Genomic DNA, 13,408 nt, shown 5'->3' with positions numbered 1-13,408 from the left:
ATCCAGAACCATAGTCGGTTCCTGGCAAGTTGCGCGGTGGTGTGTTCCTTCACACCGCCGGTCGCGGATGTATCACGGCGCGCAGGCGCTCCTCCTCCAGAAACTTCATGATGATCGGCGCCACGGCTTCGGCCCGGGTGATCAGGAACAGGTGGCCGTCATCGATGATGTGCAACTGTGCATTGGGGATGCGCCAGGCGAGCATGCGCATGTTGACCAGCGGGATCAGCGGGTCATCGTCCCCGGCCAGCACCAGGGTGGGCTGGCGGATCTTGTGCAACCAATGAATGCTGGTCCAGCCCAGGCCCGCGAACAGCTGCCAGTAGTAGCCCAGCTTGCCGGCCGAGCGCACTTTGCTGGCGTGCTCGGCGGCCAGTTTGGAATCACGGCGGAACGAACCGCCATAAATCATCGGTGCAATGCGCACCACGTGGGACGGCTGGATATAACGCCTGGGGCTTGCCATCAGCCACAACACCTTGGGCTTGCCCGGCACCATGAAGGCCCCGGCCGCGGTGGCCGCGAGGATCAATTTCTTGCAGCGCTCGGGGTAGTCATACGCAAATTGCTGGGCCAGCGCTCCGCCCCAGGACACGCCCACGGCGTTCACTTGGCCATAGTCGAGGTAATCGAGCATACGCGCGGTGAGTTTGGCCAGACCGGGGAAGCGATAGGGTCGGTTCGGCGTCGAGGAGCCGCCCACGCCGGGCACGTCGAAGGCGATCACTTCCAGGTCCGGGTCCAGGGCCTGGACGAACGGAAACACCAGCTCAAGGTTGGCGCCGATGCCGTTGAAGATCAGCAGCGGGGTCAAGTGCGGCTTGCCCGGGCGTACCGCCGTGCGGATGGTCTGGCCATCCAGGTCGATGGTACGGAAGATGAACGGTTGCGCCATGCTCAAGCCCTGTGAAGTGGTGCTATTGGTCTGTAGGAACTCGGTCAGTGTGGGAGCTGGCTTGCCTGCGATGGCATTCTTTCAGGCCACGATTAGTGAGCAGGCCCATCGCTATCGCAGGCAAGCCAGCTCCCACATCTGATCTCATTTCAATCACAAGAATGCCTAGCGCTCATGTACATAGGTACCCGGCGCCGCTTCAGCGGCTGCATAGGTTTTATTGCCTAATGTCGTCGGGGCTTTTTTCAGTTTTCCCGCCCGCTCCGCCTGCCACACCTGCCAGTGCAGCCACCACGAATCGGTGTGCTTGGTCGCATTCTCCTGCCACTCCAACGCACTGCCGGCCAGGCCCTCACTGGTCTGGTAGCGTGCCTTGGGGTTGCCCGGCGGGTTGAGGATGCTCTGGATATGCCCACTGCTGGACAGTACAAACTCGACCTTGCCGCCGAACAACTGCGCTGACTTGTAGCAGGACTGCCACGGCGTGATGTGGTCGTTGGTGCCGGCCAGGGAGTAGATATCGGCGGTGACCTGCTTGAGGTCGATGGGCGTGCCGCACACTTCCAGGGCGTTGGCGCGTACCAGTGGGTTGTTCTTGAACAGTTCGATCAGGTCGCCATGGAACGCGGCCGGCAAGCGTGTGGTGTCGTTGTTCCAGAACAGGATGTCGAACACCGGTGGCTCGTTGCCCAGCAGGTAGTTGTTGACCCAATAGTTCCAGATCAGATCGTTGGGGCGCATCCAGGCGAATACCTTGGCCATGTCGCGGCCTTCCAGCACGCCGGCCTGGTAAGAATGGCGCTTGGCCGCTTCCAGGGTCTGTTCATCCACAAACAGCGCCACCTGGGTGTCCAGGGTGGTATCCAGCACGCTCACTAGCAGCGTCAGGGCGTTGACCTTCTTCTCGCCCAGCGCCGCGTAGTGGCCCAACAGTGCGGTGCAGGTGATGCCGCCGGAGCAGGCACCGAGCATATTCACATCCTTGCTGCCCGTAATCGCCGTGACCACATCCACTGCTTCCTTGAGCGCCTCGATATAAGTCGACAGGCCCCATTCGCGTTGGGCCTTGGTGGGGTTGCGCCAACTGACGATAAAGGTCTGCTGGCCATTGCGCAGGCAGAAGCGCGCCAGGCTCTTATCCGGGCACAGGTCGAAGACATAGAATTTGTTGATCTGCGGCGGTACCACCAGCAGCGGGCGTTCGTGTACCTGTTCGGTGATGGGCTTGTATTGGATCAGCTCCAGTACATCGTTGCGAAACACCACCGCGCCTTCGCTGGTGCCCAGGGTCTTGCCGACTTCAAAGGCGCCCATGTTGACCTGGCTGGGCATACCGCCGTTGTGCACCATGTCCTTGGCCAGGTGGGAAAGGCCGTCGAGCAGGCTTTTGCCGCCGGTTTCAAAGAAGCGTTTGACCGCCGCCGGGTTGGCCGCGCTGTTGGTGGGGGCCATGGCTTCGGTCATCAGGTTGATCACGAAGTGGCCGCGGCTGATGTCTTGTGCCGACAGGTTGCTGTCGTCGATCCAGTCGTGAAGCTCCTTGCGCCACGCCAGGTAAGTCTGCAAATAACGTTTGTAGAGCGGGTTCTGGCTCCAGGCTGGGTCGTTGAAGCGACGGTCGTCGCCCTCGGGCACCAGCGCGGATTTGCCGAACATCACATTCTTCAATTCAACGCCAAAGTGGGCGACGTGCTTGACGCTGTGCAACGGTTGCTTGATGGCTTGGGTCAGCACCATCTTGGCCGAGGCCAATAAATCCTTTTTGCGTAACGCGATGATCGGGTTCAACCCCAGGGTGTTTTCCGAGGCCTGGCGTTTCAAGTCATCGTTATTCTTGTTACTCATCTACGACGCTCCATTGTCCGAAAGACGAGTACCGGCGATTGCTGCGCACCCAATTTCGATACACGACACCAGCCTGGTACTGCGACTCGGGTGACCGTTGATACCGCATCGTCAAATGCAGGGAACTTGCCAGCTCCATTGGTTACCCGAGTTTATTTTTTTTCGCAAGCGGGCCAATCGTTGGCCACGCGACAGGGCATTCAAGCAGATGAAATTAGAAAATGCGCTCTAAACAGCAAGACCCCTGTGCTAGAGCATCAGCCGCACGACCGACTCACTCGGGTCGCGGGTTTTTCCAGCGGCTGTGAGCTCGTCCAGGTAGTCGGCCCATAGAGCGTCCTGACGTACGGCCAGCTGATAGAGATAGTCCCAGGTGAACAGTCCGCTGTCATGACCGTCGTCGAAGGTCAATTTCAGTGCGTACTGGCCGGCGGGTTCCAGCTTGATCAACCGGACGTTGAGCTTGCCGAATTGCAGGATGGGTTTGCCGTGGCCCTGGACCTCGGCAGAAGGGGAGTGCACCCGCAGGAATTCGGCGGGCAACTGGTAGGTTTCGTCTGGCCCGTAGGTCAGGCCGAGGGTGTTGGAGGTTTTGTGCAGGTTTACTGCGGTAGGAAATTTCGACATTGGAGATAACCCTGAAGGAACCGGCCCAAAATGTGGAAGGGACCAACGTGGGAGCCGGGCTTGCCCGCGATGCAGGCACCTCGGTGTTTCAGGAACACTGAAGTGATGCTATCGCAGGCAAGCCAGTTCCCACACAAGCCACTCCCACATTGAGTGAGGCTTACAGGATATAACGAGACAAGTCTTCGTTCTGCGCCAATTCGCCCAAGTGGCTGTTGACGTAGTCAGCATCGATCTTGATCGCTTCGCCATTCTGCGCACCGGCCATGTCGCCGGCGCTGAAAGACACTTCCTCAAGCAGGCGCTCAAGCAAGGTATGCAGGCGACGGGCACCGATGTTCTCGGTCTTCTCGTTGACCTGCCAGGCGATCTCCGCCAGACGCTTGATACCGTCAGCCTGGAATTCGATACCCAGCCCTTCGGTTTTCAGCAGCTCGCGGTACTGCTCGGTGAGCGAGGCATGCGGTTCGCTGAGGATGCGCTCGAAGTCGCCCGGCGTCAGTGCCTTGAGCTCCACCCGAATCGGCAGGCGGCCTTGCAGCTCGGGCACCAGGTCGCTCGGCTTGCTCAGGTGGAAGGCACCGGAGGCGATAAACAGGATGTGGTCAGTCTTGACCATGCCCAGCTTGGTGTTGACCGTGCACCCTTCGATCAGCGGCAGCAAATCGCGCTGCACGCCTTCGCGGGAGACATCCACGCCGCCGGAGTTGCCACGCTTGGCCACCTTGTCGATCTCATCGATAAACACAATGCCATGTTGCTCGACCGCTTCCAGGGCCTTGGCCTTGAGTTCTTCCTCATTGACCAGGCGCCCGGCTTCTTCGTCGCGCACCAGCTTGAGCGCATCCTTGACCTTGAGCTTGCGGCTTTTCTTCTTGCCCTTGCCCATGTTGGCGAACAGGTTTTGCAACTGGCTGGTCATTTCTTCCATGCCAGGCGGGGCAGAGATATCCACGCCGGACACTTCGGCCACTTCGATCTCGATTTCCTTGTCATCCAACTGGCCTTCACGCAGGCGCTTGCGGAACAGCTGACGGGTGTTGGAATCCGACGAAGGTGCGGCGTCTTCGTTGAAACCCATGCGTGCCGGTGGCAGCAGGGCGTCGAGGATGCGCTCTTCAGCGGCGTCTTCCGCGCGATGGCTGACCTTGGTCACTTCCTGTTCGCGCAGCATCTTCAGGGCGGCGTCAGCCAGGTCGCGAATGATCGACTCGACATCGCGGCCCACATAACCGACTTCGGTGAATTTGGTCGCTTCGACCTTGATGAACGGTGCATTGGCTAATTTGGCCAGGCGTCGGGCGATCTCGGTTTTGCCGACGCCGGTAGGGCCGATCATCAGGATGTTCTTGGGCGTTACTTCAACGCGCAGTTCTTCCGGCAGTTGCATCCGGCGCCAGCGGTTACGCAGCGCAATGGCAACGGCGCGCTTGGCATCGTCCTGGCCGATGATATGGCGGTTGAGTTCATGGACGATTTCGCGGGGAGTCATGGACATAGTGTTTGGCGGCCTCAAGCCTGAATAAGCCCAGGGCTTATTCGGCGAGGTCCTGCTCCTCAATGGTCTGATTGTGGTTGGTGAACACGCAGATATCGCCAGCGATACCCAGGGCGGTCTCGACGATTTCACGGGCTGACAGGTCGGTTTTCTTCAGCAGCGCGCTGGCCGCAGCCTGGGCGTAGCCGCCACCTGAACCCATGGCGATCAGGCCATGCTCGGGTTCAACCACGTCGCCGTTGCCGGTGATGATCAGGGAAGCGTCTTTGTTCGCAACCGCGAGCATGGCCTCCAGGCGGCTGAGGGAGCGGTCGGTGCGCCATTCTTTGGCAAGTTCGACAGCGGCGCGCACCAGGTGGCCCTGGTGTTTCTCAAGCTGGCCTTCGAAACGCTCGAACAGGGTAAAGGCGTCGGCGGTTGCGCCTGCGAAGCCGGCAAGCACCTGGCCGTGGTACAGGCGGCGCACTTTCTTGGCGTTGCCTTTCATCACGGTGTTGCCCAGGGAAACCTGGCCGTCGCCGCCCATGACAACTTTGCCGTGGCGACGTACTGAAACGATGGTGGTCAAGGGGAGAGTCTCCACGCAGCGGGGCGAAAATGCCCTGATGGAAACTCATATGGGGGTGGCGAGGGGGATTTCAACCGTAGGAAGGCAGGGCAGACGAGTGGTGATCGCTCCCACGCTCCGCGTGGTAATGCCGCCTTGACGCTCTGCGCCTGCTCTGTGACGCAGAGCGTCAAGGGACACGTTCCCACGCGGAGCGTGGGAACGATCAGTGAGTATGAGTCAGCGGCTCTGGCGTTGTTGTAACAACAGGTTGCTAAACCCGGCGCCGGCCAATTGCTTTTGCGCCACGGTCAGCTGTTCGCGGTTGCTGAACGGCCCCACCAATACGCGATACCAGGTCGCGTCCTTCACCGTGCCGGACTCAACCGATACCGATTGGCCCAACAGAATGATCTGTGCGCGTACACGGTCCGCATCCGCCTGTTTCGGGAACGAGCCCGCTTGCAGGAAGAACTTGGTCACCGGCGCAGCCTTGGTGGCTGCCACTGGCGGTGCTGGCGGCGGCGTGATACCGGCCAGCGCGGCCTGGGCGCGCGCCGTGTCGATTTTTGCCGCTTCCGCTGGGGTTACCGGCGTGGTCGGCACTTGTGGCGTCGGCAGGGTTTTTTCCGGCACGGCGTCAGGCGGCACGATCACTTCCGATTCCGGCAGCAGCGTGTAGAAGTCGTACTTGGGCTTTACCGGTGCGGTCGGGCTCGGCGCGGTCTTGTTGGCTTCGGCGATTTTCGTGGCCTTTTGCTGCTCCTGTTTGACGCGCTTGACGTCATCGCCCTGGCCGGGCTCCAGCTTCATCAGAAACACGATAAATGCGCCGACCGTAAGGCCGATGGCCATCCACAGCCAACCCGGAATCGGTTGCTTCGCCGGGGCCTGGTAGCGGCTGGCGCCGCGCTTGGGTGCAGGTTTTTTCTTGGCAGCCAACTTACATACGCTCCAGAGTTTCCAGGCCCAAGAGTTCCAGGCCTTGCTTGAGGGTGCGTCCAGCCAATGCGGCAAGGCGCAGGCGACTTTGTTTCTGGGCTTCGTCGTCGGCGGTCAGGATCGGGCAGTTCTCGTAGAAACTGGAGAACAGGCCGGCCACTTCGTACAAATAGGTGCACAGGATGTGCGGCGTGCCTTTTTCGCCAACGCTGTTGAGCACCTCGCCAAATTGCGCGAGCTTGGCCGCCAGTTCCTGTTCGTGGGCGGCGTCCAGCGCGATCTGGCCTTCGACTTCGCTGAAGTCCTTGCCCAGCTTGCGGAATACCCCGGCCACGCGAGTGTAGGCGTACAGCAGGTACGGCGCGGTGTTGCCTTCGAAGTTGAGCATCAGGTCGAAGTTGAAGCTGTAGTCGCTGGTGCGGTGCTTGGACAGATCGGCGTATTTCACCGCGCCAATGCCCACCACGCGGGCGATGTTGCGCAAGTCGGTCTCGGCCAGCTCCGGGTTCTTTTCCTTCACCAGGTTGTAGGCACGTTCCTGGGCTTCGGTCAGCAGGTCGATCAGCTTCACGGTGCCGCCGTCGCGGGTCTTGAAGGGGCGGCCATCGGCGCCGTTCATGGTGCCAAAGCCCATGTGCTCCATGTGCATCGGGTGGGTGACGAAACCGGCGCGACGCGCCACTTCGAACACCTGCTGGAAGTGCAGGGCCTGGCGCTGGTCGACGAAGTACAGCGCACGGTCAGCCTTGAGCACGCCACTGCGGTAACGCACGGCGGCCAGGTCAGTGGTGGCGTAGAGGTAGCCGCCATCGGCCTTGACGATGATCACCGGCAGCGGCTCGCCGTCGGCGGTCTTGAATTCTTCGAGGAACACGCACTGGGCGCCGTTGCTTTCGACCAGCAGGCCCTTGGCCTTGAGGTCGTTGACCACGTTGATCAGGTCGTCGTTGTAGGCGCTTTCGCCCATCACGTCGGCCATGGTCAGTTTCACATTGAGCAGCTCGTAGATTTCCTGGCAATGAGACAGGGAAATTTCACGGAAGCGGTTCCACAGCGCCAGGCATTCTTCGTCGCCGGCTTGCAGCTTGACCACCAGGCCGCGGGCGCGGTCAGCGAACTCTTCGGATTCATCGAAACGCTTTTTGGCAGCACGGTAGAAATTTTCCAGGTCGGCCAGCTCGTTGCTGGTGATCGGGTTTTCCTGCAGATAGGCCATCAGCATGCCGAACTGGGTACCCCAGTCGCCCACGTGGTTCTGGCGGATCACGGTGTCGCCGAGGAATTCCAGCACGCGTGCCACGCCATCGCCAATGATAGTGGAGCGCAGGTGGCCCACGTGCATTTCCTTGGCCAGGTTCGGTGCCGACAGGTCGATGACCACGCGCTGGCTGTCGCCGGCCTTGCGTGCACCGATGCGCGCATCGGCCAGGGCGGCATCCAGGCGTGACGCCAGGGCCTGGGTGTTCTGGAAGAAGTTGATAAAGCCTGGGCCGGCGATTTCGGCCTTGGTGACACTGGCGTCAGCCGGCAGGGCTGCGATGATTTTTTCTGCCAGGTCACGCGGCTTCATGCCGGCCGGCTTGGACAGCATCATCGCGATGTTGCTGGCGAAGTCGCCATGGGTCTTGTCGCGGGTGTTCTCCACCTGGATCGCCGGCGACAGGCCTTCAGGCAACACACCTTCGTTGACGAGTTGGGTGAGGGCTTGTTGGATCAGCTGGCGAATGGTGTCTTTCATGGTGTTCTCTTTCGACCGCAAGCGGCGGCGCGCGATGCGCAGGTGGAAAAACTGGGCATTATCCGTGGCGAGGGCGGGCTTGCCAACCGTTCAGACTATATGGCGGACCTGCGGGCCTCTTCGCGGGCAAGCCCGCTCCCACATTTAAGGGTATTCACATTTCATAATGTGCGAGCTGGCTTGCCTGCGATGACGTAATTACCCTCAATACAAATCTACCGGGTCTACATCCAACGACCATCGCACCTGCCGACCGCTGGGCAGTTGCTCCAGCTCAAGCATCCAGCGACTTAATAGCCGATGCAGCGGGGCGCGGGAGGTTGCCTGCAAGAGTAGCTGAGCGCGATAACGTCCGGCGCGCCGCTCCATGGGCGCTGGCACCGGGCCGAGTAGTTCGATGCCACTGAGGGCCAGTTCGCCCAATAAACGTTCGGCGGCGCTGCAGGCCTCATCAAGAAAGCCTTCGGCCTGCCCGGGTTTGTGGGCTTCGGCACGCAGCAGCGCCAGGTGCGCAAAGGGCGGGAGGCCGGCGGCGCGGCGTTCGCTCAAGGCCTGTTCGGCGAAGGCAAAGTAGCCTTGTTCCGTCAGTTGAATCAGCAGCGGGTGGTCGGCCAGGTGCGTCTGGATAATCACCCTGCCTGGCTCTTCGGCCCGACCGGCGCGTCCTGCCACCTGCACGATCAACTGCGCCATGCGTTCGCTGGCGCGAAAATCCCCGGAGAACAACCCGCCATCGGCATCCAGGATCGACACCAGGGTCACCCGTGGGAAGTGATGCCCCTTGGCAAGCATCTGCGTGCCCACCAGGATGCACGGTTGGCCTTTGTGGATGGTGGCGAACAGTTGGTTCATGGCGTCTTTGCGCGACGTGCTGTCGCGGTCCACCCGTAGCACCGGGTAGTCCGGGAACAGGATGCCGAGGCGTTCTTCGGCGCGCTCGGTGCCGGCGCCCACGGGCCGCAGGTCCACCTTGCCGCACTGCGGGCAATGGCGCGGTACCCGTTCCACATGGCCGCAGTGATGGCAGCGTAACTCGCCGTGGCGCTGATGCACCGTCATGCGCGCATCGCAGCGCTCGCACCCGGACATCCAGCCGCAGTCATGGCACAGCAACGTCGGGGCAAAGCCGCGGCGGTTGAGAAATACCAATACTTGCTGGCCGGCGGCCAGGGTCTGGCCAATGGCCTGTTGCATCGGGCCGGAAATACCGCTGTCCAGCGGGCGGCTTTTCACGTCCAGGCGCAGGAAGCGCGGTTGTTTGGCGCCGCCAGCACGCTCGTTCAGGCGCAGCAGCCCGTAACGGCCGGTGTAGGCGTTGTGCAGGCTTTCCAGGGACGGCGTGGCCGAGCCCAGCACAATCGGGATGTCTTCCTGGCGGGCGCGTACCAGCGCGAGGTCGCGGGCGTGGTAGCGCAAACCTTCCTGCTGTTTATAGGAGCTATCGTGCTCCTCGTCGACGATGATCAGCCCGGGGTTTTTCATCGGCGTGAACAGTGCTGAGCGCGTGCCGATAATAATGTCGGCCTCGCCATCCCGCGCCGCCAGCCACGACTCCAGGCGTTCACGGTCATTGACTGCCGAGTGCACCAAGGCGATCCGGGCATTGAAGCGTTGCTCGAAACGCGCCACGGTCTGAGGGCCCAGGTTGATCTCGGGGATCAGCACCAGTGCCTGCTTGCCCGCCTGCAGGGTTTCGCGGATCAGCTGCAAATAGACCTCGGTCTTGCCGCTGCCAGTGACGCCGGCCAGCAGGAACGCGTGGAAACTGTCGAAACCGGCGCGAATCGCCTCATACGCGGCGCGTTGCTCGGGGTTCAGCGGCAACTCCGGCTGGGCCAGCCAGTGTTCGTGGCGCGGGTCCGGGGCGTGTTTGCGGATTTCCACCTGCACCAGGCCCTTGGCCAGCAGCAGGTCGAGGCTGTCTTTGCTCAGCATCAGCTTGCTTAATAGCTGATGGGCCACGCCGTGTGGGTGTTGTGCCAAGGTGGCCAGGGCCTCACGCTGGCGCGGGGCGCGGGCGATGCGCGGGTCGTCGAGGCGTGCGCCCGGCACCATCGACCAGAAACGCTCCTGGCGCGCTTCGGCCAGTTCGCCCTGGCGCAGCAGCACCGGCAGCGCCCAGCTCAAGGTATCGCCCAGGCTGTGTTGGTAATACTGCGCGGTCCACAGGCACAGCTTGAACAGCGCGGGCGGCAGCGGTGGTGTGGCGTCGAGCAGGGCAATTGCCGGCTTGAGCTTTTCGGCAGGCACTTCGCTGTGGTCGGTGACTTCCACCAGAATGCCGATCATTTCCCGGCGTCCGAACGGCACGCGCACGCGCATGCCCGGTTGCAACTGCGCACGCGACACGCCGGGCGGGGCCCGGTAATCGAACAGGCGGCGCAGGGGTGAGGGCAGGGCTAGGCGCAAAATGGCGTCGGGCACGCGAGGAGTCTCATCAATAAAGGCAAGCGGTGGCGCAGGGGCGCGAGCCTAGCAGACCGGGGGTGTCCCGTCTTCAGTACTGGAATCGGATCTCCAGAACGGCTCAGCCTCCTGTGGGAGCTGGCTTGCCTGCGAAAGCGCTAGTGCAGTAACAGATGCAGTGACTGACACACCGCCTTCGCGGGCAAGCCCGGCTCCCACATTGACGGCGGTGTGTCAGGAATATCTGATGAAAGGGAGTTTTCGGCCATTACCGCCGCTTGCGTGATTAAAAAGGTCTGGTAGAATCCGCGGCCTAATTACGTGCGGTATTCGACAATAGTGTCGAGTGGCGGCACGCTAGCCCGAGGAAGTGCCATGAAAGCCGATATCCATCCAGCGTACGAAACCATCGAAGTCACCTGCAGCTGCGGCAACAAGTTCGAAACTCGTTCGAACCTGTGCAAGCCACTGGGTACTGACGTATGCAACGAGTGCCACCCGTTCTACACCGGTAAGCAGAAAACTCTGGACACCGGCGGCCGCGTACAGCGCTTCGCAGATCGCTTTGGTGCTTTCGGCAAGAAGCCTGCTGCTACTCCAGCAGAGTAAGATTCAAGAGCCTTATGGGCTTTTACCTGCTGTTGAAAAAGGCGTCCCTTGTGGGCGCCTTTTTTGTGCCTGGAATTTGGCTGGCAACCGCTCAGGCCGATGCATTCTGCCCCGCGCCGGCAGCCGTCGTCCGCGTCGATGTGCAGCGCGTGGTGGATGGCGACACGGTGCGCCTCAAGGACGGTCGCAGCGTGCGCATGATCGGCCTCAACGCGCCGGAAACCGGCAAGAAGGGCCGCCCTGACGAGCCATTCGCTGTCGCCGCCCGCCAGCGCCTGCAGGCGTTGGTCAAGGCCAGCGATGGGCGTGTCGGCCTGGTGGCGGGGCGCGAAGCCAAAGACCATTACGGGCGCACCCTGGCTCACCTCTACGGAGCCAATGGCGAGAACCTGGAGGCGCAACTGCTGGCCGAGGGCCTGGGGTACCAAGTGGGCGTGGCGCCGAATGTGGACCTGGTTGCCTGCCAGCAGGCGGCCGAAAACAGCGCCCGCCAGGCACGGCTCGGCCTGTGGCGCCAATCGCCAGTGCACAGCGTGGCGAATCTCAAGCGCTCCGGGTTTGCGCTGGTGGCCGGTCGGGTCAGCAAGATCGAGCGTAATCGCGGTGGAATCTGGATTGAGCTGCAGGGCTCACTGGTATTGCGTATTGCGCCCGAGCTGATCAGCCAGTTCGATACGGCCATGCTCGATGGTCTGCAAGGCCGCACCATTGAGGCGCGCGGTTGGGTGCAGGATCGAGCCCGCCGTGGCGGCCTGAAAAAAGGCCAAGCGCGCTGGCTGTTGCCAATAACCGACCCCGGCATGCTGAAATCGGCGCTTTGAATAAAAAATTGTAGACATTTTTTATTTCGATTGTGAACAGTTTAGCCCTTGTATCCCGTGGCTCTTGGCCAAAAGTCGTAGCGCAGGGCCCTTGACACCTGTGACTGCCCAGTCTTGTAGGGACTTTACGACACGCGTATCCTCGGCGGTCCGTCGACCAACAGTAAAAGCGGAATGCCGATATGTCTGATTTGAAAACTGCCGCTCTCGAATACCATGCCCATCCTCGTCCAGGAAAGCTGAGTGTAGAGCTCACCAAAGCCACTGCCACTGCCCGCGACCTGTCGCTGGCCTACAGCCCTGGTGTTGCCGAACCCGTACGTGAAATCGCCCGTGACCCAGAGCTGGCGTACAAGTACACCGGCAAAGGCAACCTGGTTGCAGTGATTTCCGATGGCACCGCGATTCTGGGCCTGGGTAACCTCGGCCCATTGGCTTCCAAGCCAGTCATGGAAGGCAAGGGCGTGCTGTTCAAGCGCTTTGCCGGCATCGACGTTTTCGACATCGAAGTCGATTCCGAAAGCCCGCAGGCGTTCATCGACACCGTCAAGCGCATTTCCATCACGTTCGGTGGCATCAACCTGGAAGACATCAAGGCACCTGAGTGCTTCGAGATCGAAAAGGCCCTGATCGAGCAGTGCGACATTCCGGTATTCCACGATGACCAACACGGCACCGCGATCGTTACCGCAGCCGGCATGATCAACGCCCTGGAAATTGCTGGCAAAACCCTGGGCGAGGCGAAAATCGTCTGCCTGGGCGCCGGTGCCGCGGCCATTTCCTGCATGAAGCTGATCATCAGCATGGGCGCCAAGCTGGAAAACATCTACATGGTCGACAGCAAGGGCGTGATTCAGTCCGAGCGCACCGACCTGAACCAGTACAAGGCGATGTTTGCCCATCCGTCCTCCAAGCGCACCCTGGCTGACGCCCTCGACGGTGCCGACGTGTTCGTTGGCCTGTCCGGCCCGAACCTGCTGAGCGCTGAAGGCCTCAAATCCATGGCGCCGAACCCTATCGTGTTCGCCTGCTCCAACCCGGATCCGGAAATCTCTCCAGAACTGGCCCACGCCACTCGCAGCGACGTGATCATGGCCACCGGCCGTTCGGACTACCCGAACCAGGTCAACAACGTATTGGGCTTCCCGTTCATCTTCCGTGGTGCCCTGGACGTTCGCGCCAAGCGCATCAACGAAGAAATGAAAGTGGCCGCTGCCAACGCCCTGCGTGAACTGGCCAAGCTGCCGGTACCTCAGGATGTGTGTGACGCCTACGGTGGCGCCAAGCTGGAATTCGGTCGTGAGTACATTATTCCGAAACCAATGGACAAGCGCCTGATCACCCTGATCTCCGATGCCGTGGCCAAGGCCGCTATCGAGACTGGTGTGGCTACCCTGCCGTATCCAAAGAACTACCCGCTGCAAAGCGTGGATGATGTGTTCAACGGCTAAGCCGTTGTAGACACACCCGCAAAAAAAGC

At 61.2% G+C, this 13,408-nt stretch carries 11 protein-coding genes; 3 read left to right on the top strand and 8 right to left on the bottom strand.

What is annotated here, in order from left to right; all coding sequences use genetic code 11:
• Positions 1-49: 49 nt before the first annotated feature.
• From phaZ to GIV26_RS04135, 8 genes are all read right to left on the bottom strand, one after another.
• Complete coding sequence (gene phaZ / locus GIV26_RS04170; RefSeq protein ID WP_019820034.1) at positions 50-895, bottom strand: poly(3-hydroxyalkanoate) depolymerase; 846 nt, start codon at positions 893-895, stop codon at positions 50-52.
• Between the two features lie 165 nt (positions 896-1,060).
• Positions 1,061-2,740, bottom strand: coding sequence for a class II poly(R)-hydroxyalkanoic acid synthase (gene phaC / locus GIV26_RS04165; RefSeq protein WP_054896198.1), 1,680 nt, complete (start codon positions 2,738-2,740; stop codon positions 1,061-1,063).
• A 249-nt stretch (positions 2,741-2,989) separates the two neighbouring features.
• Positions 2,990-3,367 carry a gamma-butyrobetaine hydroxylase-like domain-containing protein gene (locus GIV26_RS04160; RefSeq protein ID WP_236279546.1) on the bottom strand — a complete coding sequence of 126 codons (378 nt, stop codon included), beginning with the start codon at positions 3,365-3,367 and terminating at the stop codon, positions 2,990-2,992.
• Between the two features lie 160 nt (positions 3,368-3,527).
• A complete protein-coding gene (gene hslU / locus GIV26_RS04155) occupies positions 3,528-4,865 on the bottom strand; it encodes an ATP-dependent protease ATPase subunit HslU (RefSeq protein WP_044270712.1) in 1,338 nt (445 codons plus the stop codon).
• Between the two features lie 37 nt (positions 4,866-4,902).
• Positions 4,903-5,433 (bottom strand): ATP-dependent protease subunit HslV, encoded by a 531-nt coding sequence (gene hslV, locus GIV26_RS04150; RefSeq protein WP_003171209.1) that lies wholly within the window; start codon positions 5,431-5,433, stop codon positions 4,903-4,905.
• 219 nt (positions 5,434-5,652) lie between these two features.
• Positions 5,653-6,354: an SPOR domain-containing protein gene (locus GIV26_RS04145; RefSeq protein WP_003187899.1), complete on the bottom strand. Its 702-nt coding sequence runs from the start codon at positions 6,352-6,354 to the stop codon at positions 5,653-5,655.
• A gap of 1 nt (position 6,355) precedes the next feature.
• A complete protein-coding gene (gene argS, locus GIV26_RS04140) occupies positions 6,356-8,092 on the bottom strand; it encodes an arginine--tRNA ligase (protein WP_236279545.1) in 1,737 nt (578 codons plus the stop codon).
• A 204-nt stretch (positions 8,093-8,296) separates the two neighbouring features.
• Positions 8,297-10,516, bottom strand: coding sequence for a primosomal protein N' (locus tag GIV26_RS04135; RefSeq protein ID WP_200583263.1), 2,220 nt, complete (start codon positions 10,514-10,516; stop codon positions 8,297-8,299).
• 357 nt (positions 10,517-10,873) lie between these two features.
• On the opposite strand from GIV26_RS04135, the gene rpmE reads away from it, so the two are divergent.
• The 3 genes from rpmE to GIV26_RS04120 all read left to right on the top strand — a co-directional run bounded on the left by rpmE (position 10,874) and on the right by GIV26_RS04120 (position 13,379).
• Positions 10,874-11,107, top strand: a complete 234-nt coding sequence (gene rpmE / locus GIV26_RS04130) for a 50S ribosomal protein L31 (RefSeq protein WP_005784030.1) — start codon at positions 10,874-10,876, stop codon at positions 11,105-11,107.
• Between the two features lie 14 nt (positions 11,108-11,121).
• Entirely contained in the window at positions 11,122-11,928 is an 807-nt protein-coding gene (locus GIV26_RS04125; RefSeq protein WP_236279544.1) for a thermonuclease family protein, read from the top strand.
• 182 nt (positions 11,929-12,110) lie between these two features.
• Positions 12,111-13,379, top strand: a complete 1,269-nt coding sequence (locus tag GIV26_RS04120; RefSeq protein ID WP_005784034.1) for a malic enzyme-like NAD(P)-binding protein — start codon at positions 12,111-12,113, stop codon at positions 13,377-13,379.
• Positions 13,380-13,408: the final 29 nt, after the last annotated feature.

Source organism: Pseudomonas sp. PA-1-3F (genome assembly GCF_021609665.1).
Lineage (GTDB): Bacteria > Pseudomonadota > Gammaproteobacteria > Pseudomonadales > Pseudomonadaceae > Aquipseudomonas > Aquipseudomonas paracarnis.
This window is presented reverse-complemented; position numbering and strand designations above follow the sequence as displayed.